The organism is Algibacter sp. L3A6 (assembly GCF_009796825.1).
In the GTDB taxonomy this organism is placed as follows: Bacteria; Bacteroidota; Bacteroidia; order Flavobacteriales; family Flavobacteriaceae; genus Algibacter.
The window spans coordinates 722,963-744,050 of sequence record NZ_CP047030.1 but is presented as its reverse complement, the minus strand read 5'-3'; the positions used below and the strand labels follow the sequence as shown (position 1 = coordinate 744,050).

Annotated in this window: 25 protein-coding genes; 12 read left to right on the top strand and 13 right to left on the bottom strand. The window is 30.9% G+C overall.

Annotated elements, in window-relative coordinates; genetic code table 11:
* The first annotated feature begins 18 nt into the window (after nucleotides 1–18).
* Nucleotides 19–801: an SDR family NAD(P)-dependent oxidoreductase gene (locus tag GQR98_RS03115; protein WP_159021069.1), complete on the top strand. Its 783-nt coding sequence runs from the start codon at nucleotides 19–21 to the stop codon at nucleotides 799–801.
* Between the two features lie 11 nt (nucleotides 802–812).
* Here GQR98_RS03115 and GQR98_RS03110 read toward each other — a convergent pair whose 3' ends face one another.
* The 7 genes from GQR98_RS03110 to GQR98_RS03080 form a co-directional block, all read right to left on the bottom strand.
* A complete protein-coding gene (locus tag GQR98_RS03110) occupies nucleotides 813–1,484 on the bottom strand; it encodes a DUF1361 domain-containing protein (protein WP_159018234.1) in 672 nt (223 codons plus the stop codon).
* On the bottom strand, nucleotides 1,471–1,857 hold the full coding sequence (locus GQR98_RS03105; protein ID WP_159018233.1) for a DUF2809 domain-containing protein: 387 nt from the start codon (nucleotides 1,855–1,857) through the stop codon (nucleotides 1,471–1,473). The genes GQR98_RS03110 and GQR98_RS03105 overlap by 14 nt, the downstream gene beginning before the upstream one ends.
* Before the next feature lie 4 nt (nucleotides 1,858–1,861).
* Nucleotides 1,862–2,164, bottom strand: coding sequence for a hypothetical protein (locus tag GQR98_RS03100; RefSeq protein ID WP_159018232.1), 303 nt, complete (start codon nucleotides 2,162–2,164; stop codon nucleotides 1,862–1,864).
* 75 nt (nucleotides 2,165–2,239) lie between these two features.
* Entirely contained in the window at nucleotides 2,240–3,616 is a 1,377-nt protein-coding gene (creD, locus tag GQR98_RS03095) for a cell envelope integrity protein CreD (RefSeq protein WP_159018231.1), read from the bottom strand.
* An 83-nt stretch (nucleotides 3,617–3,699) separates the two neighbouring features.
* On the bottom strand, nucleotides 3,700–3,993 hold the full coding sequence (locus GQR98_RS03090) for a winged helix-turn-helix domain-containing protein (RefSeq protein ID WP_042499358.1): 294 nt from the start codon (nucleotides 3,991–3,993) through the stop codon (nucleotides 3,700–3,702).
* Between the two features lie 4 nt (nucleotides 3,994–3,997).
* Complete coding sequence (locus GQR98_RS03085) at nucleotides 3,998–4,333, bottom strand: hypothetical protein (RefSeq protein WP_159018230.1); 336 nt, start codon at nucleotides 4,331–4,333, stop codon at nucleotides 3,998–4,000.
* Nucleotides 4,330–4,938, bottom strand: a complete 609-nt coding sequence (locus GQR98_RS03080; RefSeq protein ID WP_159018229.1) for a hypothetical protein — start codon at nucleotides 4,936–4,938, stop codon at nucleotides 4,330–4,332. Before GQR98_RS03080 ends, GQR98_RS03085 begins: the two co-directional genes overlap by 4 nt.
* 88 nt (nucleotides 4,939–5,026) lie before the next feature.
* Here GQR98_RS03080 and GQR98_RS03075 point away from each other — a divergent pair, with 88 nt between their 5' ends.
* Nucleotides 5,027–5,407, top strand: a complete 381-nt coding sequence (locus GQR98_RS03075; protein ID WP_159018228.1) for a DUF1801 domain-containing protein — start codon at nucleotides 5,027–5,029, stop codon at nucleotides 5,405–5,407.
* A 239-nt stretch (nucleotides 5,408–5,646) separates the two neighbouring features.
* On the opposite strand, the gene GQR98_RS03070 is transcribed toward GQR98_RS03075, so the two are convergent.
* From GQR98_RS03070 to GQR98_RS03060, 3 genes are read right to left on the bottom strand one after another with little or no spacing between them, the layout of a single operon-like run.
* Nucleotides 5,647–6,501 (bottom strand): hypothetical protein, encoded by an 855-nt coding sequence (locus GQR98_RS03070; protein ID WP_159018227.1) that lies wholly within the window; start codon nucleotides 6,499–6,501, stop codon nucleotides 5,647–5,649.
* 21 nt (nucleotides 6,502–6,522) lie between these two features.
* A complete protein-coding gene (gene kdsA, locus GQR98_RS03065; RefSeq protein ID WP_159018226.1) occupies nucleotides 6,523–7,341 on the bottom strand; it encodes a 3-deoxy-8-phosphooctulonate synthase in 819 nt (272 codons plus the stop codon).
* 32 nt (nucleotides 7,342–7,373) lie between these two features.
* Complete coding sequence (locus tag GQR98_RS03060; RefSeq protein WP_159018225.1) at nucleotides 7,374–7,733, bottom strand: hypothetical protein; 360 nt, start codon at nucleotides 7,731–7,733, stop codon at nucleotides 7,374–7,376.
* A 155-nt stretch (nucleotides 7,734–7,888) separates the two neighbouring features.
* Here GQR98_RS03060 and typA point away from each other — a divergent pair, with 155 nt between their 5' ends.
* The 7 genes from typA (at nucleotide 7,889) to GQR98_RS03025 (ending at nucleotide 15,606) form a co-directional block, all read left to right on the top strand.
* Entirely contained in the window at nucleotides 7,889–9,688 is a 1,800-nt protein-coding gene (typA, locus tag GQR98_RS03055) for a translational GTPase TypA (protein ID WP_159018224.1), read from the top strand.
* 5 nt (nucleotides 9,689–9,693) lie between these two features.
* On the top strand, nucleotides 9,694–9,927 hold the full coding sequence (locus GQR98_RS03050) for a uroporphyrinogen decarboxylase (RefSeq protein WP_159018223.1): 234 nt from the start codon (nucleotides 9,694–9,696) through the stop codon (nucleotides 9,925–9,927).
* A gap of 131 nt (nucleotides 9,928–10,058) precedes the next feature.
* On the top strand, nucleotides 10,059–11,375 hold the full coding sequence (locus GQR98_RS03045; protein ID WP_159018222.1) for an O-antigen translocase: 1,317 nt from the start codon (nucleotides 10,059–10,061) through the stop codon (nucleotides 11,373–11,375).
* A gap of 42 nt (nucleotides 11,376–11,417) precedes the next feature.
* Nucleotides 11,418–12,398 carry a GNAT family N-acetyltransferase gene (locus GQR98_RS03040; protein ID WP_159018221.1) on the top strand — a complete coding sequence of 327 codons (981 nt, stop codon included), beginning with the start codon at nucleotides 11,418–11,420 and terminating at the stop codon, nucleotides 12,396–12,398.
* A complete protein-coding gene (locus tag GQR98_RS03035; RefSeq protein ID WP_159018220.1) occupies nucleotides 12,395–13,495 on the top strand; it encodes a DegT/DnrJ/EryC1/StrS family aminotransferase in 1,101 nt (366 codons plus the stop codon). The genes GQR98_RS03040 and GQR98_RS03035 overlap by 4 nt, the downstream gene beginning before the upstream one ends.
* Before the next feature lie 20 nt (nucleotides 13,496–13,515).
* Nucleotides 13,516–14,994 carry an oligosaccharide flippase family protein gene (locus GQR98_RS03030; RefSeq protein ID WP_159018219.1) on the top strand — a complete coding sequence of 493 codons (1,479 nt, stop codon included), beginning with the start codon at nucleotides 13,516–13,518 and terminating at the stop codon, nucleotides 14,992–14,994.
* Between the two features lie 48 nt (nucleotides 14,995–15,042).
* Nucleotides 15,043–15,606 (top strand): acyltransferase, encoded by a 564-nt coding sequence (locus tag GQR98_RS03025; RefSeq protein WP_159018218.1) that lies wholly within the window; start codon nucleotides 15,043–15,045, stop codon nucleotides 15,604–15,606.
* A 49-nt stretch (nucleotides 15,607–15,655) separates the two neighbouring features.
* Here GQR98_RS03025 and GQR98_RS03020 read toward each other — a convergent pair whose 3' ends face one another.
* A complete protein-coding gene (locus GQR98_RS03020) occupies nucleotides 15,656–16,549 on the bottom strand; it encodes a glycosyltransferase family 2 protein (RefSeq protein WP_159018217.1) in 894 nt (297 codons plus the stop codon).
* A gap of 126 nt (nucleotides 16,550–16,675) precedes the next feature.
* Here GQR98_RS03020 and GQR98_RS03015 point away from each other — a divergent pair, with 126 nt between their 5' ends.
* The 3 genes from GQR98_RS03015 to GQR98_RS03005 are packed head-to-tail and all read left to right on the top strand — an operon-like array spanning nucleotide 16,676 to nucleotide 19,281.
* Nucleotides 16,676–17,779 carry a glycosyltransferase gene (locus tag GQR98_RS03015; protein ID WP_159018216.1) on the top strand — a complete coding sequence of 368 codons (1,104 nt, stop codon included), beginning with the start codon at nucleotides 16,676–16,678 and terminating at the stop codon, nucleotides 17,777–17,779.
* A 6-nt stretch (nucleotides 17,780–17,785) separates the two neighbouring features.
* On the top strand, nucleotides 17,786–18,865 hold the full coding sequence (locus tag GQR98_RS03010) for a glycosyltransferase (protein ID WP_159018215.1): 1,080 nt from the start codon (nucleotides 17,786–17,788) through the stop codon (nucleotides 18,863–18,865).
* Nucleotides 18,862–19,281, top strand: coding sequence for a sugar 3,4-ketoisomerase (locus GQR98_RS03005; RefSeq protein ID WP_159018214.1), 420 nt, complete (start codon nucleotides 18,862–18,864; stop codon nucleotides 19,279–19,281). Before GQR98_RS03010 ends, GQR98_RS03005 begins: the two co-directional genes overlap by 4 nt.
* On the opposite strand, the gene GQR98_RS03000 is transcribed toward GQR98_RS03005, so the two are convergent.
* Nucleotides 19,258–20,193, bottom strand: a complete 936-nt coding sequence (locus GQR98_RS03000) for a glycosyltransferase family 2 protein (RefSeq protein ID WP_159018213.1) — start codon at nucleotides 20,191–20,193, stop codon at nucleotides 19,258–19,260. The two genes, GQR98_RS03005 and GQR98_RS03000, sit on opposite strands and share 24 nt — an antisense overlap.
* A complete protein-coding gene (locus GQR98_RS02995) occupies nucleotides 20,194–21,087 on the bottom strand; it encodes a glycosyltransferase family 2 protein (protein ID WP_159018212.1) in 894 nt (297 codons plus the stop codon).
* Nucleotide 21,088: the final 1 nt, after the last annotated feature.

Below are 21,088 nucleotides of genomic sequence, written 5' to 3'. Positions count from 1 at the left end.
TAATTACAAAATACCTACATTATTAAAACAGCATTAGTAACAGGAGCAGCCTCAGGATTGGGTTATGAGTTAACTTTATTATTAGCAAAAGACGCGTATAAGTTGATACTAGTCGATATTGATTCAGCTAAATTAGCCGATGTGCAAATCGAAGTAGAAACCCAATTTAATGTAGAGGTTATAACATTAATTAAAGATTTAAGTTTACCCAACATCTCTCAAGATATTATTAACGATATTGGAGATGCACCTATAGATGTGTTAATAAATAACGCTGGTTTTGGTTTGTTTGGCACTTTTGCCGAAACCAATTGGGAACGCGAATCGGCTATGTTAAATGTACACGTTATTACTACTACGCATTTAACAAAGTTGGTGCTCGAAGGCATGGTAAAACGTGGCTCGGGTAAAATTTTAAATATGGCTTCTTTAGCAGCTTTTCAGCCAGGGCCTTTAATGTCTATTTATTACGCTTCAAAAAGTTATATGCTATCTTTTTCCGAAGCTATTGCAAACGAGTTAAAAGGGACCGGAGTAAGTGTAACTGCACTTTGTCCTGGACCTACAAAAACGGCGTTTCAAGAAACCGTTTCTGAAGATGCTAACGATAATAAAATCACATTCAATATGGCATGCGCCAAAGAGGTCGCGCTTTACGGTTACAAAGCCATGCTAAAAGGGAAAAGTTATGCTATACCTGGTCGTTTTAATAAGGTTTTAGCTGTTATTCCAAGGTTTATTACGCGTAATGCTGCTACATCTATTGTTAGAAAACTTCAGGCTAAAAATAGAGCAGAATAAAGTTTTTATTCTTAATCCTTATTTTTAGATTCCATATTTATATTGGTAAATATCCAGTATCCTAAAGAGAAAAAAGCACCAAATAATAAAGTAAAAAGCCAAACTTCCTTGTTTCCTAATGGTTGTACAATCATGTTTATTATGTCAATAAATAAAACTTTTGGGTTGGTTAAAATCTCCCAAGAGTTATAGCGTAGAAAGCGACCTAAATACACGCCAAATGCGGATATAAAAAATACAAATGTCACTATGAAACTCGTCTTTCTTTTATTTAAGATTTTTAATAAAACGGTTTTCATGTCGGTAACCGAAAAATAGAAAAGCATCATACCATTAAAAGCAAAAGCAGAAATTAATAAAATATCTAACCAAAATATATGTGGTTCATTATATCTCAAATGCCACATATCGGTTAGTATATAAGGTGCATTCGGAAGAAAAAGCAACCATATACCAAATGCTAAAAGCAGTGTTATTTTGTTAAGCTTGGGAATACTTACTAAATAAATTGTAATAGCATATGGAATGGCTGCTAAGAATAGATTCCAAACTAAAAAAAGATAATTGTAGGAGTGCGCGAGTTTCATTCTAATCATAAGTAAAATTAGCGTAGAGCATATTGAAACGCTTAATAGCGCTAGAGATTTATAGCGATAAGATATAAGGTTGTTAATGTAATTCATGAAGTTTAGAGTTAAATTGTTCTATTATTAAGACGGTAATAATACCAAAGGTGTAAGCCACTAAATCGCCCACTTGAAACGTACTGCCTAATATGATGGTTAGTAGTTTGTGGTCTTCTAGGTTTAATAATTTTAATAGATTGAAGTATTGAGCAAATTCTATTAAAAAAGCAAAAATTAATACTCCGGCTCCTAGTTTAAAATGATTTATTTTTAAGAAGCTTTTAAAAAAACAGTAAAGTAAAATTACCGATAGAAAATCTCCGACCGTGTAGCGTATAAAACCTGTTTTGAGGTAAGCGGCAATTAGTATTTCGGTTAATAAAAAGAGAAACGCTAAGGCTAAGTAGGTTTTGTTGAGTTTGTATGTCATTTTGTTATAATCTAATGTCGTTTAAGGAAATAATAATGTAGAAGTATAAAATAGCTATTGGTATATTCATTAAAATAATACCGCAAGTTTTTAAGTTATTATATCTATCGGTTTCGTAAATCAGACTCGCTATAAGGTTGGAAACAAGAAGTATCGCATTTACTGTAATAGCCACTCCAATGAATCCTAAACCAACGCCTATTGGTATAAAAGTTTCTCCGAAATAAAGAAAAAAAGAAAAGAGCGTAGTGCCAATAATAACACTAAGAATAGCAACTGCTCTTCCTATGTTAGAAATGCTGTACATAATTTTCGTTTTGTATTAATAATTGAAATAGAAAAAGCGCTACTCCTTTTATTTGAGAAATAGCGCCTAATTAAATTATCCGTTATTCCAATCTATCTTTCTAGATACGTACATCACGATAGTAAGTATTAAAAATAGACCAACACTACCAACAAGAAGCGCGTAGTTTTCTAATTGAATAATAACATAAATAAAGGCGTATAAAGCAGAAAGGGATAAGCCAATAAATAAAGGGAACTTAAGTGTTTTAAGTATAGATTTTGAGTACAAGGTGATTAACACAATAACGGAACTTCCAGCTATTAAATAAGCTTTTAGAAAATTACTATGCTCAGATATAGATACTAGTAAAGTGTAAAACATAATGAGAGCCAACCCGATCATTAAGTACTGAAATGGATGAATATTAATTTTACTCAAGGTTTGTATTAAAAAGAATATTAAAAAAGTAAGACCTATGACTAGGAAACCATATTTGGCAGATCGTTCACTTTTTTGATACTCATCTACCATGACCATAAATTTAGTCCCGAATGCAAATTTGTTAAGGTTTGGTATTTTATTTAAATGTTGTTGAGAGAAAGCACGGTTGATATGAAGTACTTTCCAATCGGCATTAAAGCTATCTTTTGTTATGGTTTTAGTTTCATCGTTAGGTAGATAGTTGCCAATAAAACTTGGATCTGCCCAGTTAGAAGCCATGGTCATGGTAGTGGTTTTGCCGATAGGAATAAGTTCTATTTGCTTGCTACCATTAAAGGCCATAGATAAACTAAACGGTGCATTGTTTTTACTCGATAAATCTGTTGGGTTTATAAAACCAGATTCTAGCACATCTAAGTAGTCACTGTTTTGTGTTGAGTTTTCATTGAAGTTTGTTTGAAAAGAGTAGGTGTTTTGATTTAGTTTTAAAAGCATTTCACTTTTGATACCTTTTAGGTTAGAGGTTTTTAAAATCACGGTGGCCTTATCCCAAATTATATCTTCATTTTTAATGCCTTTGGAAGTTAAATCAGTCGGGATATAATGTCCTGAAAAATCCATGGTTGTTGTAAATACAGCCGATTCAAAATTACCACGGTTTAAAGTTTTAGAATCTACATTTACATCTGCATTTAAAGATTCAGGGAAAATGTATGCGTTTTTTATATGCGTTTCTACTTCAGTGAAAAAGGTTTTTGTTTTTTCGTTATACGTTTTTGTTTCTGTATATGTTTTATATGGGATTTTTAAAATAGGACCGTAAACAAGCACGTTTTCTCCCCACTTTTCGTTAATCTCGTTTACTACATCACTTTGCCTAAAGGCACGTTCGGTAATTAAGGAGTTAATAAAAGATAGAGGTATGAGCAAAATTATAACTAAAAAACCTACCATAAGCATTCTTGCTGTGATTGATGTTTTTACCCAATTTCCGAATTTGTTCTGCTGTGGTTTGTTTGTATTTTCCATAATAATAATAATAATTTAAAGTACTTTGAATTTCAAAGTAAAATATTAAAAAAAAGATTTTGTTGTTTTCGTGAGACTAAAGTCTAGCTTTTATTAATTAATTTTTCGAGTGCATTAATGTGTTTTTTAAACTCGGCACGACCTAAATCGGTGGTGGAGTAGCGGGTGTTCGGTTTGCGGCCTATAAATTGTTTTTCAACCTTTATATATTCCACTTTTTCTAAAGCTTTGGCATGGCTAGCAATGTTGCCATCGGTGGCGCCTAAAAGTTCTTTTAGCATATTAAAATCGGCAAATTCGTTCACCATTAAAATAGACATAATGCCTAGCCTAATTCTATGATCGAATGCTTTATTTATATTGGTTATTATGCTCATAGATCTAAGCCTGTTTGCTTTTTGATTTTATTATTTCGTTGTCATTAATGGTTTTGATTTTACCAAAAAGAAACGTTACTGCAAATGCAAAAGCACCTATAAATAATGAAAAAGGAATTAAAACAATAGCACCTTCTTTTATAGTTTTACGCTTCGCGCCTTGAGCTGTAATATTTTGAGATTCTAAAGTGAGTTCTTCTTTATCTATAACACCATTTTTATTGACGTCGTAAAGTGCAAACTCTTGCTCGTAACTTTCATTAGAATAATATAAGTATGCCAATCCGAGGCCGTAAATAATAACCGACGTCACTATTGCAATTATGATTGCTTTATTCATTTTGTATCGTATTTAAAGTGCATAATACTACCGTATATTATGTGCATTACTCCAAAGCCTAAAACCCAAAGCCAAAATCCATAACCAGGTAGTAGCGTGGCAATTAAACCTAAAACTATTTCTATATAACCTAAGTAGCGAATATCACCAATACTATATTTTGATGCGTTTACTAGTGCTAAGCCATAAAAAATAAGCATTAAGCCTCCGGTTTGTCCGTATTTGCCATTGCTTAAAATAATTAGGATGTATAAACCGCCTGCAATTAACGGAATTAAAAAATTAATGACTAATCGTTTTGATGTGGCATCCCACATTTTTGCTCCTGTTTTTTTTGCTTTTTTTGCTGAAAGTATATAGCCTGTTAACGCACTAAAACCAGCAACTAGCGCTAAAATAAGCATAACCATTCTAAAAATTTTGCCATCTAGAATTAATGTGCCATAACTATATTGGTTAACAAGCCAATAGGCTGCCGCTGCACCAATAAGGGCATATGTTCCTGCTAAAATTCCAGATAAACCACTTAAGGAAATAAATCGGGAAGACTTATTCATTAAATTTTTAATGTCTGATATGTCTTTTAAATAATCTTTTGGCTCCATGTAAAAGTACTTTGAATTGCAAAGTAAATAAATATTTCTGAATTTTCGACTACTTATTTTTATTAAATTTGAAAATAAACTTCTTACTGTGAATCCGATAGATAATTATTTTTTAAGTCAGAAAGAACCTTATCAAGCGATTATGTTATTTGTTAGAGGTGTGATTTTGAATACGTTACCTGAGGTAGAAGAGCGGTATAGTTATAAAATTCCGTTTTATAATTGCCATAAGAAGCCTATGATTTATCTGAATATTTTAAAAGGAACCGATTATGTTGATGTAGCTTTTGTGCAAGGTGTTTTGCTCGAAAAAGAATTTCCTATTTTAAAGAATGATAACAAACGAAAGCAAGTGCGCTCTATTCAGTTAAAAACTTTGGAAGATTTGGATTATGATGTTTTTGTTGAATTACTGCACGCAGCCTCGAAGTTATTAAGCGAAAGTAAACGCGCTTGGTTTATTAATTGATGCTTTTGGGGAAGTCTTTAATTTGCAAATAGGCTAGCTCATTCTGTTTGTATTATATTTAACTGGTAAGTGCGGGAGCGATAGTAGCGGCATCCTTTTTGTAAAATAAAAATGCCATAAACCTCAGTTTTAACTATGATTTATGGCATGTAAATACTTTTAATGTATTGCTACAACTTTACAAAAAGATATAGCGGATAGCGCGGTTTTTATTTTTCTTAAAAACCCGCCCAAATATTTTAAATTCTAAAAATCCCTCCGAAAGAAACAATGCGTTGCAAGTAAGTGAAATGTTGCGATGCGCGATCGGCTGGGTCTGGCGTGGTGCGGATATTTGGCATGTTTATGTAACCGCCTTTTAGGTCGAGTTGCATAAAAAAGTGCTTAAAAAAAGTGAAATTAATACCTGCTCGTGCCGAAACACCATAGCCTGCTAGGTGAAACTCGTCGTTTCTTTCTTTTATTAACAGTGTGCTGTTTGTTTTTGGCAACAAAAAACCACCGCCTATACCTTCGGTTAAATTTATTTGAAATTTATCGGTATTTGGTAGGTTAAATAATGCCGAAATATCGTCGTGTCTAGCAATTTCTGTGTAGATGTAATTTAATCCATCGGTGTGCTCGAAGCCTAGAAAATCTTCTGGTAAAAAGGTAGCCTCGTTGTTATATATACCGTTAAATTTTGACCCTTCTTCCGTTGTTGGTAAATCGATATAACCACTTAAAGTTCGGGTTTTTTCGTTTTCCATAACGTATTTCATGTGGTCTAAACCAAGAGAAATGGAATACTTATCTGAAATGAAATACCCCATTTTGAAATTGGTTTGTGGTATCGTCATTCTAGTTGGGTTTATATAATCTAAGTGCCAACCTTTAGGTTTATCGCGGGCTGTGGCATCTTTTATGGTGAAATTATAATTATCTCCTTCAAAATGAATATCTGATTTGCTAAACGAGTCTCTATTGCCACCCCAACTTACAAAGAATTTTCCTTTGCTTGATGCGGTGTATTTTACAGCGTTGGTGTCTTGGGCAAAAGCGCTGAAATTAATAATACTTAAAAAAAGTATGATTAGGTGTAGGTTTGATTTCATTATTACTAGGTTTAACTCGTTTTACAGGGCTTGTATTGTTTTTCTAATTTTAACGAGGTTGCTTAGTAGGTTTTCTAGGTTATCTAGGTGAAGCATATTGGCACCATCACTTTTAGCATTTGCTGGATCGAAATGCGTTTCAATGAATAAACCATCGACATTGTTTACAATACCTGCGCGTGCAATGGTTTCTATCATATCTGGTCGACCGCCTGTAACGCCTGCAGATTGATTGGGTTGTTGTAGAGAATGTGTCACATCTAAAACGGTTGGTGCAAATTGACGCATGGTTGGAATACCGCGAAAATCTACAATCATGTCTTGGTAGCCAAACATAGTACCGCGATCTGTAATCCATGCTTTATCGCTACCAGCATCTTTTACTTTTTGAACGGCGTGTTTCATGGCCTCCGGACTCATAAATTGACCTTTTTTAAGGTTAACTACTTTACCTGTTTTTGCAGCTGCCACAACTAAATCTGTTTGGCGTACTAAAAAAGCAGGAATTTGTAGCACATCTACATATTGAGCGGCTAGTGCGGCATCGGAAATTTCATGAATATCGGTTACTGTTGGTACATCGAAAGTTTCTGATACTTTTGCTAAAATTTCTAGCGCTTTTTCGTCTCCAATACCGGTAAAGCTATCAATTCTACTACGGTTTGCTTTTTTAAAACTACCTTTAAATATGTAAGGAATTTCTAATTTATTAGTAATGGTAATTACTTTTTCGGCAATACGCATAGCCATATCTTCGCCTTCTATAGCGCAAGGGCCACAAAGAAGAAAGAAATTGTTTGAATTAGCGTGTTTTATTTTTGGAATATCTTGAAGTATCATCGACTTAAATTTAGGCGACAAAGATAATCAAATTAAAAACGACTTCTAAGGCTGTTTTTTATTATCCACATGGCCATAATAAAGTTTGTAACCACAAATAAACCGGCAGTAAGCATTACACTATTTGAATTGAAGGCTAAATGACTGAAATTGATAATTTTAGACAAGTATGCAATAATTAAATATGATGATAAACATACGAATGTGATGCCTAGAGCGAAATTTAATTTTTTATTAGGCTTTATTATTTGCCATAAAAATGGAATTCCGAAGAGTAAAATAGGGTATGCCGTTAAGCCTTCGGTACGGTTAATTGTAGTGAACCAATACGCGGCAATGGCAATAAAATATAGGTAAGGGATGCTTTTAGTGATTCTATTAATTATGTGCATAGCAATTTGTTTTTGATGTTTATTTTGAGAGAATATTTCTTATAAAAATAACGAAAACAGACGTTTAAAATTATATTTGATTTTAATTATAACAAATTTTTAACTATATAAGAAAATATCATGTACCTTTGCAGGCTTAAAATAAGGCACACATTATGGCTAATATTAAAAATGTCGCAATTATTGCGCACGTAGATCACGGGAAAACAACTTTAGTGGACAAGATTATGTACCACTGCCAATTGTTTCGTGAAAATGAAAACACTGGAGATTTAATTCTAGATAATAACGATTTAGAAAGAGAACGTGGTATTACCATTACTTCTAAAAACGTTTCTGTTGTATATAAAGATACAAAAATTAATATTATTGATACACCAGGTCACGCCGATTTCGGAGGTGAAGTGGAACGTGTTTTAAACATGGCAGATGGTGTTGTTTTATTAGTTGATGCTTTTGAAGGCCCAATGCCTCAAACGCGTTTTGTATTACAAAAAGCAATTGATTTAGGTTTAAAACCATGTGTGGTTGTAAATAAAGTTGATAAAGAAAACTGTACTCCAGAAGAAGTACATGAAAAAGTATTTGACTTAATGTTTGAACTTGGTGCAGAAGAGTGGCAGTTGGATTTCCCAACCGTTTACGGATCGGCTAAGAACAACTGGATGAGTGATGACTGGAGAAATGAAACAGATAATATTGAACCATTGTTAGATATGATTGTTGAGCATGTTCCTACTCCTGTATTTCCAGAGGGAACAACTCAAATGTTAATTACATCTTTAGATTTCTCTTCTTTTACAGGTCGTATCGCGATTGGTAGAGTACAAAGAGGAAACATTGTAGAAGGACAACAAATCGCTTTAGTAAAAAGAGATGGTACTATTACAAAAAGTAAAATTAAAGAAGTATTTATATTCGAAGGTTTAGGACGTAAACGTGTAGAGAGCGTTCAAACTGGTGATATTTGTGCTCTTGTTGGTGTAGAAGGTTTTGAAATTGGAGATACTGTTTCTGATTTAGAAAATCCTGAAGGATTAAAATCTATCGCTATCGATGAGCCTACAATGAGTATGTTGTTTACTATTAACGATTCTCCTTTCTTCGGAAAAGATGGAAAGTATGTAACATCTCGTCATATCAAAGATCGTTTAGAAAAAGAATTAGAGAAAAACTTAGCACTTAAACTAGGTGAAACTGGTAGTGCAGATAAATTTATGGTTTTTGGCCGTGGTGTATTACACTTATCGGTTTTAATTGAAACTATGCGTCGTGAAGGTTACGAGCTTCAAATTGGACAACCACAAGTAATCATTAGAGAAATCGATGGTGTTAAATGTGAGCCAATTGAAGAGTTAACTATTGACCTTCCAGAAACTGTTTCTGGTAGAGCTGTAGAGTTTGTAACTTTACGTAAAGGTGAAATGTTAAGCATGGAAGCTAAAGGAGATCGTATGGTTTGCGAATTCTTAATTCCTTCTCGTGGTATTATTGGTTTACGTAACCAGTTATTAACAGCAACTGCTGGTGAGGCTATTATGGCACACCGTTTTAAAGAATACCAACCATTAAAAGGTGCTATTCCTGGACGTATTTCTGGGTCTTTAGTATCTATGGAAAACGGAACAGCAATTCCTTATTCTATTGATAAATTACAAGATCGTGGTAAGTTTTTCGTAGAGCCAGGTGAGAATATATATGAAGGCCAAGTAATTGGTGAAAACTCTCGTCAGGATGATATGAATATTAATATTACTAAAGCTAAAAAGCAAAGTAATGTACGTTCTTCTGGAGCAGATGATAAAGCGAAAATTGTACCAGCAATTAAATTCTCTTTAGAAGAAGCTTTAGAATACATACAAAAAGATGAGTACGTTGAAGTAACACCAAACCACTTACGTTTACGTAAAATTTGGTTAAGTGAAGCAGACCGTAAGAGAAACAAATCTATATAACATAAATGGAATTCTTAGGAATTTCAATTACAGATTGGGTAGGGTATGCCGCTATGGCTACCGTTTTAATATCCTTTTTAATGTCATCTGTAAATAAATTACGAATAGTAAACTCCGCAGGGTGTTTACTATTCGTGTTTTATGGCATTATGTTATCTCCTTTGTCAAAGCCCATTGTTATTACAAATGGTGCTATAATTTGTGTTAATTTATTTTACTTACTAAAAGCTAAAAAATAATATTGTATTAGTGCTTAGCGAATTAACTATGGTAAATTAAATGATTTTGTATATTTGAAATGTTTTGCAAGAATATCTAGGGTAAATAAGCGTTAATACTTCAAAATATAACACCACAAAATTCATATTAATTGAAGAAATTAATAGATTACATTAAAAAGCATGTTTTAATTAAATTAATGTCGTTGAAAACGGTGTTGGTGTTTGTTAAAATTCTTGCAGGTATTTTAACCTCTAAAGCTATTGCTTTAGTAATTGGTCCTGTAGGTTTTGCTTTAATAGGTAATTTAGAGAATTTTGTAAGTGCATTTCATAATATTTCCGTTTTAGGTTCTTATAACACGGTTGTAAAATATGTTGCGCTATTTAAGGAAGATACCAAATCTTTAAGTAAAACACTTTCTACTGTGTTTTATATTTGTTTTATTACCACAGTTACGGTCTCAATACTATGTTACTTAAACGCAGAGACTATTAATGATTTTATATTTCCGAAGTACAATAATTACGCATATATTATTCAAATATTTGCAATAGCATTGCCTTTTTATGCTATAAACATGTATTCCTTTTCTATCATGAGTGGTTTTGGTAAATACAAGGGTATGTGCCAAATAAACATAATAGGTCAGATTTTAAGTGTATCTATTGCCTTAGTTTTAATTTACCAGAGTAAAATTGATGGTGCGTTAATATCTGTAGTAATATCAGAATCTTTAATATTTTTAATCACACTAGTTGGTATTTTCAATAGGCGTAGTTTGGCCCACCTTGTTCAAGTAAAAAATATAAGTTTTGATGTTTTTAGAAAAATGTGGCCTATATCGATTATGGCGTTGTTTTCAGCTGTTCTTATGCCACTTGTAGCCATTTGCATAAGATCTTATATCATTGAAGATTTAGGTTATAAAGAAGCCGGTTTATGGGAAGCCATGAATAGAGTGTCTAGGTATTACTTAATGTTTGTCACTTCTATAGTCGGGATGTCTATTTTACCTCGATTATCTAAAATTAATAATGTTAAAAAATTCCGAAAAGAGATTTCGAGTTACTACAAAATATTAGTTCCTATTTTGATTGTCGGTTTTTTAGTAATTTATGCATTAAAATCGCCTATCATAAGTCTTGTTTTTACCAATGAGTTTAGGCTAGTGGAAGATTTGTTTTTATGGCAGTTATTGGGAGATTTTGTTAGAATTCTTGCTGTTATAATAGCCTATCAATTTTTAGCGAAAAAAATGTTTTGGCATTATATTTTAACCGAACTTTTTCTAGTTGTAATATTATATATTACAAGTGTTTATTTTATAGGTATATTCGATGGTGTAAAAGGTGCTGTATTCGCACATTTTGTTAGTTATCTTATGTATTTTGGCATTGTTATTCTTTTGTTATGGAGTTCTTTATTTGGTTTAGACTCTAATGATATTTCTTTAAGAAAAAAATAAATAACTAATAACCTATGTAAATCTTAAGGATATAATTTTCTAATGAACGATATTCATATTGTTAGGTATAACGTCTCAAATTATAGAGCATGGAATCAATTTGTAGCTAAAGCAAAAAATGCTACTTTTTTATTCCAAAGAGATTTTATGGATTATCATAACAATCGGTTTCAAGATTTTTCTTTACTTGTTTATAAAAAAAATAAACTCATAGCTGTATTGCCTGCTAATGCGTTGGGTAATGAAATTTATTCCCATCAAGGCTTAACCTATGGGGGTTTAATTTTGCAAAAGGAAATTAAATTTGAAAAGGTACTGGCTATTTTTGAGGAACTTCTGAAGTATTTAAGTTTAGCGGGGTTTAAAAGTCTTGTTTTAAAACAAATGCCAGTTATATATACCACTGTTTTCACTGAAGAAATAGACTATTTAATGTTTATTTTGAAAGCCGAATTATTTAGAAAAGATACATTGTCGGTTATTGATTTAAAGGATAGTCAATTACAAATTTCGAGTAATCGATTAGAAGGTTATAGACGAGGAATTAAACATGATTTAGTGGTTAAAGAAGATGACGATTTCGAGTTGTTTTGGAATTCAATTCTTATTAAAAACTTAAAGGATAAACACAACGCTAAACCTGTACATAGTTTATCTGAAATAGCACTATTGAAAAAGCGTTTCCCGAATAATATTAGGCAATTTAATGTTTATGATGACGACCAAATTGTTGCAGGAACCACCGTTTTTGAAACTGAATTTGTAGCGCACTCTCAGTATATATCAGGAAATGAAAATAAAAGTGAACACGGAAGTTTAGATTTTTTGCATCATCATTTAATCAAAGACGTGTTTAAAGAGAAAAAGTATTTTGATTTTGGAACATCAAATGAAAATAATGGTTTGCATGTCAACAAAGGCCTCCAGTTTTGGAAAGAAGGCTTTGGAGCTAGAACGGTTATCCAAAATTTTTATAAGGTAAGCGTTAATAATCATCCGTTACTTAATAATGTGTTTATATGATTAAGTTTTTAGATTTAAAATTAATTAATAAGAATTTTGAAAAAGAATTCAAAGCACGATTTGACGCATTTTTAAATTCAGGACAATACATTTTAGGTGAAGAAGTTTTAAAGTTTGAAGATCAATTTGCTGCCTATTGTGGAGTAAAGCGTTGTATAGGTGTTAGCTCCGGTCTTGATGCACTTCAACTTATTTTTGAAGCGTATAAAGTGCTAGGTGAATTAAAAGAAGGTGATGAAGTTATAGTGCCAGCAAACACATATATAGCGACTATTTTGGCTATTTCAAATACGAGGTTAGTGCCAGTTTTAGTAGAGCCTGATATCCATACTTATAATATAGATGTAAGCAAAATAGAGTTGGCGATTACAAAGAAAACAAAAGCCATTTTAGGTGTGCATCTATACGGGCAACTGTATAATGTAGAGCGTTTGGAAGAAGTTTGTAAGATAAATAATTTATTATTAATTGAAGATGCAGCGCAAGCACATGGAGCGCGATACGCAGATGGTAGAAGAGCTGGAAATGTTTCTGATGCTGCTGCTTTTAGTTTTTATCCAACAAAAAACCTAGGTGCCTTAGGTGATGCCGGAGCCGTAACTACCAATAATCTGGAATTAGCTGAAGCTATATTCAAACTTAGAAACTATGGCAGAACATCAACATATAAAAATGATATTAAAGGTTTTAATTGCAGGTTAGATGAGTTGCAAGCCACATTTTTAAGTGTTAAGCTGAAACATTTAGATAGTGATAATTTAAAACGAAATGAACTGGCTAACTTGTACTTAAACAACATCAATAATTCTAAAATTACTTTACCTTATTTTTCAGGTGAAAAAGATCATGTTTTTCATCAATTTGTTATTCGGTGTGAGGAAAGGGAAAAGTTTGTAGACTACACAAAGAATTGTGATATCCAAACTTCGGTACATTATCCTATTCCCCCTCATAAACAAAAAGCATTCAATGGTTATAACACGCTATCTCTTAACGTAACAGAAAAAATGCATAAAACGGTAGTTAGTTTGCCGTTACATCCCGCTTTGAAAACAAAGGAAATTAATAAAATAGTTAAAGCTGTAAATAAGTTTTAATTTAAAACAGGATCTATTTTATGACAGATAACCAAAAAGCATACAGACAAGTATTCAAGGGTGCGTCTTTGTTTGGAGGTGTTCAAATCATAAATATATTAGCAGGAATACTAAGGTCTAAATTTGCTGCAATATTTTTAGGTCCTGCTGGAGTAGGTATTATGGGAGTTTTGAATTCTACGATACACTTAATTACTAGCATCTTTAAATTGGGTTTAGATACAAGTTCTATTAAGGAAATAGCATTTGCAAATAAATTAGAAGATAAAAGAAACGTATCTAATGTTATTTATAATCTAAAACGATTATTATGGGTTACAGGTGTTTTGGGAACGGTCGTAACTTCAATATTATCTCCTTTTTTAAGTGAGATTGCTTTCCAAAGTAAATCTTTTACGTTTTCATTTATTTGGATTTCCGTAGCTGTCTTATTTAAACAATTGACATTTGGTAATATGGCTATATTACAGGGCTTACGGAAACTAAAGAAATTAGCTATGGTTAATTTATATAGTAGCGTATGTTCTGTTTTTATAGTAGTGCCTTTGTATTATTTTTTGGGTTTAGAAGCTATTATTCCAACTATTATTTTAACAACGTTTTTAGGGTATTTAATATCAAAGTATTTTACGTTGTCGGTAGAAATTGAATCGGATCATAAATCATTGAAAAATGTATTTCATGAAGGAAAACCAATGATTAAACTTGGTGTAACATTAAGTGTTGGTAGCATCATTACTTTATTTGTAGCGTATTTAATTCAGGTATATATTACAAATGTAGGAGGTTTAACGGAAGTAGGGTATTATAATGTCGGTATGATAATTATAAATTCTTATGTGGGACTCATTTTTGAGTCTATGAGTAAAGATTATTTTCCAAGGCTATCTGAAATTATAAAGGATATTAAAAGTGTTCAAAGAACGGTGACACAACAGGCAATGGTAGTGGTGTTGTTAATTACTCCTGTAATTGTTTTATTTTTAACCTTTGCAGAATATTTTATAGTAATTCTTTATTCGAAAGCTTTTCTACCAGTTTTATTGTTTATAAACATAGCAATTATGGGGACTTTATTTAAAGCAGTTTCTTGGTCTTTGGGCTACGTTATTATTGCAAATGGTGACTCAAGTGTTTTTATAAAAACAGCAATAGGTTTTAATGTTTTACTTCTAGTAATAAATATTTTTGGATACTCAAACTATGGTTTGTTAGGATTGGGAGTTAGTTATATAATTTATTATTTTTTGCACCTTGTTATTATTTCTTTAATAATGAAATTTAGGTATAAGTTTGTTTTTGTTTCAGAGTTTATAAAGGTTTACTTTGTTTGCTTATTATTGGTATTTTCTACTTTTTGCATTACTTATGTAGGAGATGTACTACTTAAAAGCTTTTTATTAGTTTTTCTAATTTTGATATCTAGTGTTTTTACGATATATAATTTAAACAAAAAATTAGATGTTAAATCTTTTATAAAAGAGAAATTTAATAAGTAATTATAAAATTGGTAGGGTCGGGTAATTCATGTTTAAATATTTACAGAAATGATTGGTAAAATAGTTTTTAGATTAGATAATTGGATTAAACGACTTATTTATAAGCAATACAGTAATAATCCAAATATACATGGTGATTATGAATCATTTCAGCCGATAGTTTTTAAGGGAAAAGGAGAGGTTAGAATGGGAGATAATGTTAAATTTGGAGTTGTTAACTCTCCTTTTTTTCATAATACATATGCATATGTTGAGGCTAGAACTAGTGTTTCTGAAATTACTATAGGGAGCAATACCCACATGAATAATGCCGTTTCAATTATTGCAGAAAAAAAAATTATAATCGGTAGCAATGTTCTTATCGGTTATAATTGTAGTATTATGGATAGTAATTTTCACAATCTAGCTCCTGAAAAACGACATGAAAGTGATCCTAGACCTGAATCGGTTATAATTCAGGATAATGTTTTTATCGGGAACGATGTAACAATTTTGAAAGGCGTTTGTTTAGAGGAAAATGTGGTTGTTGCCGCACGATCAGTAGTCACAAAAAGTTTTCCTAAGAATTCCGTTATTGGTGGTTGCCCTGCAGTAATTATTGGAAAGGTTTAGTTTTTTTGTGATTAGAGGTGATTATTTAATTTCTTAAAGTATTTTAACTTTATTTTCTAAATTTTAATTTGAGTAATAAAATATAATATTTTGCAATTAATAAAACGTTTAGAACTTTCCAGTTTTGTTTTACCTCTATCTTTATTTTTTGAATAGAAGCTAAATCTTCTTCTTTAGTCAAATTCATTTTTAAGGTCTTTTTTACAATTATGTATGTAGAGTATTTAAATTGTAGGGCCTTTTTACTAAATATTTGGTAATTTATGTTTCCTAAAGAAGTCTTTAATTTTATTCTTTCTACTAAAATTTTATCGACATATAGTATACTGTATTTTCGTGCTACTCTCAGCCATAAGTCATAATCTTCATAAGCTAGATTTTCATCATAGCCTCCTAGTTTTTTAAATAAAGCAGTGTTAATTAAAGCGCTTACAGAGCAAATGGTGTTTGAGTGGTTGAGTATTTCTTTGTAAATAAAGCCATCTGTAGGTGAGGTTGTTTTTTTACTTTGAAGAAACTTATCATAAAATATATAGGATGTATTGCTAATTGTGTCCGTTACTTTTGCATTACCATAAACAATACCAATTTTATCTTGAGAATAAGCGTTGTATATCGATATTTGAGTTTCTATGCAGTGAGGTAATAATACGTCGTCTCCGGCTAAATCTATAAAAAAAGCGCCATTAACATTTTTGAAAGCATCATTTACAGATTTTGTAAGGCCAAGATTTTTCACGTTTTTAATGAATATACCTGTTTCGTTTTTTAAAATCCATCTATCAATTATTTCAATAGAGTTATCATTGCTGTAATCATCAATTATTATTAATTGAATGTTTTTATAGGTTTGATTTATAACGGAATTTAAAGCTTTTTCAATATAATCACTATGGTTGTAGCAAGAACAGATTACAGTTACTAAAGAATTATTGTTTAACATAGCACTGATTTATAATCAAAAAGACTAATTTTTTATTTTGTTTAATTTTAATTTAGTAAACTTACAAATATACTATGAGTTTTAGAGTTATAATTATATTTGTTAGCAAATTTGCAATACTAGAAAATGACCAAAAGTAAGATAAAGAGCGTATGCATTCTTGTAGATTGCTTAACAGGTGGAGGAGCAGAAAAAGCAGCTTCATTGGTGTCAAAATCTTTTCATGAAGCAAATTTTCATGTTTCTATTATTGCCATGCAAGGCGAGATAGATTATGATTTTAAAGGCGACCTTTACGATTTAAGTGGTATTTTTCATAAAATTCCCTTTTTTAAATCTCTAAAAAAAATGTTTGTTCTCAAAAAAACATGGAATAAAATTAATGCAGATTTCTATTTGGATTTCAGAATTAAAAGCAATTCTTTTAGAGAACTCATGTTTCATTTTTTTATCTATGATATAAAAAAAACAGTTCTAACAATTCATTCTTCTAGAATTCATAATTATATGCCTCGGCATATTTTATTTTATAAATTATACAATAGAGCTAAGTCGGTAGTTGTAGTTTCTGAGGGAATTTATGATGCTACAAAACGGTTGTTTGATTTTGATAATTTGGAGTATATACCAAATTTTTATGACTCTGATATTTTTCTTAAAAGTGAAGAAAGTATTCAGCCATTAGACGGTAAATATATTATTGCGGTTGGACGATTAAAAAATGAAGTAAAACAGTTCGATAAACTCATACTAGCCTATAAAGATTCATTGCCTGCAAAAAAAGGTATTCCTCTTTTTATTTTAGGTCGAGGTAAGGATAAAGAAGTGTTAGAGGAAATTATTTTAAAGAATAACTTAAGTAATATTGTTAAATTGTTAGGCTTTAAAAACAATCCTTATCCATATATTAAGTCGAGTCAATTTCTATTGTTGTCGAGTAAATTAGAGGGTTTTGGAATTGTTTTAATTGAAGCATTAGCTTTAGGTGTTCCTGTTATTTCTTTTGATTGTAAAGTAGGGCCTTCAGAAATTATTCAAGATAAAAAAAACGGAATTTTAGTTAAAGATCAAGACTTTATCGCACTTAAAACAGCAATTGATAATATGTATTCTGATAAAGAACTGTATGCGATTTGTAAAGAAAATAGCAAGTCTTCAGTAGAAAAATATTCAGATAAAGAGGTGCTCAAAACTTGGGTGAAATTATTAAACAGTTCTTCAAACAAATAAGATATTTTGAATAGAAAGAAAATTTGTGTTGTTGTAAACTCATTAGGAAGTGGAGGGGCTGAACGCTCTTCTGCGTTACTAACTAAAATGTTAGATAATTTAGGTTATAATGTACATATTGTTTCTGTTTTAAAAGATGTTGATTACGAATATGCCGGATCATTATTAAATCTTGGTGAATTAAAGGAACAAGATAATTCTATCAAAGGGAGGTTAAATCGGTTTTTTATTTTTAAAAATTATCTAAAAGAGAATAAATTCGATTTTATCATAGATAATAGGGTTAGACAGTCTATAATCACTGAGTTTTTTACCCGAAGAATTCTGTATAAAAATAAAAATATTATATACGTAATTCGGAGTAGAAAAATCACAAAATATTTTACTAAAAGTATGTTTTGGGGTAAGAGAATCTTTAGAAATGCTTATGCTTATGTTGGAGTTTCTGAAGAAATTAGAGATGAAATTAGTAACTCTTATAAGTTTAAAAATGTAATAAAAATTAATAACCCTGTAGAAATCGATGACAATAATTCTTCGACTGAAAAGGGAATAGATTTTACAGAAGATTATATTCTGTTTTATGGCAGATTAAGTGACGAAGTTAAAAATGTTTCTTTATTGATTGAAGCTTACAAAATATCTCAATTACCAGAGAAAAATATTAAGCTTTTAATCTTGGGGGACGGAAAAGATAAAGATATGCTTAAGTATAAAGCAAATAGTGACAATATAAATTTTAAGCCGTTTACTAATAATCCATTCCCGTATGTTAAACATGCTAGGTTTTGTTGTTTAACGAGTAGATATGAGGGTTTTCCGAGAGTATTAATAGAATCACTATCGGTAGGAACCCCAGTTTTATCTGTTGAATGTTCAGGAGTGTCTGAAATAGTTGTAAATGAATATAACGGGTTAATAGTTGAAAACTATAATAAACAAGCCTTGGCAGGAGCTATGAATAAATTTGTTTTAAATAAAGATTTATATACAACATGTAAACAAAACTCTAGGTTAAGCATAGAACATTTGAGTCTGTTAAAGGTAGGTGAAGAATGGAGTAATTTATTAAATGAAAAACGATGATTAATAAAACGATAAAAGATATTCGAATTATAGATATTCCAAAAATCACAGACCCAAGAGGCAATATTTCTGTAATAGAAAAAACCACACTTCCTTTTGATATTAAGCGTGTTTATTATTTGTACGATGTACCTAGTGATGCTAGTAGAGGAGGACACGCTCATAAACTACAGTTGGAAGTCCTTATTGCGCTAAGTGGTAGTTTTGAGGTTAAATTGGACAATGGTGAAAATGTTAAAACTATTATGCTTAATAAACCTAATAAAGGCTTGTTAATCCCTGTGGGAGTTTGGAGAGAGTTAGAGAATTTCTCATCAGGTTCTGTGTGTTTAGTGATGGCTTCAGATGTGTTTGATGAAGACGATTATATAAGAGATTATAACGATTATAAATTATTTAAAAGAGGAAATATATAGTTTGTTCTTTAAAAGGAAAAAGTAGAATTTCTTCATTAAGATTGCTGAAAATCGTGGTATTCTTAGTAATGTTTTTTGCTTTAAGTTTAAAGGCTTTAAGTCAATCTCAGATATTAATTTTTTGTAAAGCGCTTTGTTTCCTATAAGTTTGCACTGCATAGCAAGTGCATAACGGTTTAGGTTTAAATATTTGTTTAACGAAGCGTTTTGTGATTCTTCGTCTTTAAAACTATTAACAATAGTGTATCTAATTTCTTGATAGTTTTTTTTAGACAAACTGTTTTTTACAGTTTTATTGTAACAGCATGTTACTGTAGGATTAAAAACGATTGTTTTTCTTAGAGCAAACCGTATTAATAAATCTAAATCTTGTCCAGAAGTAAATTCTGGGACAAACTCACCAACATCATAAAAATCGTTTTTATTAAAACAAATGGCAGAAGTCCAGCCAATAGCATCTATTAGGCTTGCTTTAAAGTAATCTTTAATAATAAGAGGTTCATTAACTTTTGCTATATTGTAAGTTGCTTTTATTGTGTAGTTGTCTGATGATTTTATATCATAAGCATTACAGAATAAAGCTCCATTGGGGAATTGTTTAATGGTTTTATAAAATAGTTCCAAATGGTTTGGTTTCCATTCATCATCTGCATCCAATAAAGTTATATAATTGCCTTTAGCATTTTTTATTCCGTTATTTCTGGCTACCGAAACACCTTGGTTCTTTTGTTGAATAGTAATTAATCGATCATCATTAATTGATTGTAGTTCTTTTAAACTTTTATCTGTACTACCATCATTAACAACAATAATCTCAAAATCTGTAAAAGTTTGATTGAGAACACTTTTTATAGTGTCTGCAATAAAACCTTCTTTGTTGTATAATGGTATTATTACTGAAAAAAACGGCATTTAATTGGTGTCTAGATAACAAAGATAACTTAATCTGTATATATCAAATAAGTAAAGCGAAGGTTTTTTAGAAAGTAAATGTCGTTCAAAACTAGATCTAAAAGTCGTAAAGGTAGACGCCAATGCATAATGTAGTTTTGCTTTTTTTAATTGAAAAAACACTTTGGTTATTAATGTATAATTATTAGGGATTAAACCTTGATTTAAAAACAGGTAAATGGCATCTACAGATTCTAAAGATTTTTTTAAAAACACACGGCTTTCCTCTAGTCCTAAGTGATAAGTAGGGTTTTCTATATGCTTAACGTTAATATTGTTTGTTTTTAAATGAAATGAAAACAAGGTGTCTTCATGCCTTAAATTAGGGATATCCTCATCAAAAGAAACCGTTTTGAAAACATTTTTTTTTATTAAAAAATTTAAGGTTAATAAGCTTAAATAAGGTTTTTTGTTTCTTTTATCGGTAGAAAGGGCCTCTCGTTTTTTTCCATAAAACCAACGCAATAACTCTGAGTCCATTGGTCTTTTTTCGGTATATAAAATGCCGCCATTTATAACTTGAGAGGTTTTAGTTATGTGTTTTAAATAAGAAGCAATAAAATCATCGTTTTTTGGTAAAACATCGGCGTCTAAAAATAATACCCATTCAAAATTTGCTTCTTTTGCTAATAGATTACGTATAGCACTTCTTCCTATGTTTTTTTCTAGAATTTTAAAGGTTGTGTTTTCGAGGTTCTCTATTTTTTTGTTTTCGGTAATAATTTCGTTATTTGTAGAACCATCATCGTAACACAAAATTTCAAAAGGCACATTTAGTGTTTTTGTTTGTACGTGTACTGTTTCTACAAGTAAAGTAATATTGTAATTAAAGGTTGGTATTAGTATCGATAACATA

Excerpts from the sequence above, each read along its gene's own strand:
- GQR98_RS03110 (WP_159018234.1), bottom strand. The coding sequence starts at position 1,484 with ATGAATTACATTAACAACCTTATATCTTATCGCTATAAATCTCTAGCG.
- GQR98_RS03105 (WP_159018233.1), bottom strand. The coding sequence starts at position 1,857 with ATGACATACAAACTCAACAAAACCTACTTAGCCTTAGCGTTTCTCTTT.
- GQR98_RS03100 (WP_159018232.1), bottom strand. The coding sequence starts at position 2,164 with ATGTACAGCATTTCTAACATAGGAAGAGCAGTTGCTATTCTTAGTGTT.
- creD (WP_159018231.1), bottom strand. The coding sequence starts at position 3,616 with ATGGAAAATACAAACAAACCACAGCAGAACAAATTCGGAAATTGGGTA.
- GQR98_RS03090 (WP_042499358.1), bottom strand. The coding sequence starts at position 3,993 with ATGAGCATAATAACCAATATAAATAAAGCATTCGATCATAGAATTAGG.
- GQR98_RS03085 (WP_159018230.1), bottom strand. The coding sequence starts at position 4,333 with ATGAATAAAGCAATCATAATTGCAATAGTGACGTCGGTTATTATTTAC.
- GQR98_RS03080 (WP_159018229.1), bottom strand. The coding sequence starts at position 4,938 with ATGGAGCCAAAAGATTATTTAAAAGACATATCAGACATTAAAAATTTA.
- GQR98_RS03070 (WP_159018227.1), bottom strand. The coding sequence starts at position 6,501 with ATGAAATCAAACCTACACCTAATCATACTTTTTTTAAGTATTATTAAT.
- kdsA (WP_159018226.1), bottom strand. The coding sequence starts at position 7,341 with ATGATACTTCAAGATATTCCAAAAATAAAACACGCTAATTCAAACAAT.
- GQR98_RS03060 (WP_159018225.1), bottom strand. The coding sequence starts at position 7,733 with ATGCACATAATTAATAGAATCACTAAAAGCATCCCTTACCTATATTTT.
- typA (WP_159018224.1), top strand. The coding sequence starts at position 7,889 with ATGGCTAATATTAAAAATGTCGCAATTATTGCGCACGTAGATCACGGG.
- GQR98_RS03050 (WP_159018223.1), top strand. The coding sequence starts at position 9,694 with ATGGAATTCTTAGGAATTTCAATTACAGATTGGGTAGGGTATGCCGCT.
- GQR98_RS03040 (WP_159018221.1), top strand. The coding sequence starts at position 11,418 with ATGAACGATATTCATATTGTTAGGTATAACGTCTCAAATTATAGAGCA.
- GQR98_RS03035 (WP_159018220.1), top strand. The coding sequence starts at position 12,395 with ATGATTAAGTTTTTAGATTTAAAATTAATTAATAAGAATTTTGAAAAA.
- GQR98_RS03030 (WP_159018219.1), top strand. The coding sequence starts at position 13,516 with ATGACAGATAACCAAAAAGCATACAGACAAGTATTCAAGGGTGCGTCT.
- GQR98_RS03025 (WP_159018218.1), top strand. The coding sequence starts at position 15,043 with ATGATTGGTAAAATAGTTTTTAGATTAGATAATTGGATTAAACGACTT.
- GQR98_RS03020 (WP_159018217.1), bottom strand. The coding sequence starts at position 16,549 with ATGTTAAACAATAATTCTTTAGTAACTGTAATCTGTTCTTGCTACAAC.
- GQR98_RS03015 (WP_159018216.1), top strand. The coding sequence starts at position 16,676 with ATGACCAAAAGTAAGATAAAGAGCGTATGCATTCTTGTAGATTGCTTA.
- GQR98_RS03005 (WP_159018214.1), top strand. The coding sequence starts at position 18,862 with ATGATTAATAAAACGATAAAAGATATTCGAATTATAGATATTCCAAAA.
- GQR98_RS03000 (WP_159018213.1), bottom strand. The coding sequence starts at position 20,193 with ATGCCGTTTTTTTCAGTAATAATACCATTATACAACAAAGAAGGTTTT.
- GQR98_RS02995 (WP_159018212.1), bottom strand. The coding sequence starts at position 21,087 with ATGTTATCGATACTAATACCAACCTTTAATTACAATATTACTTTACTT.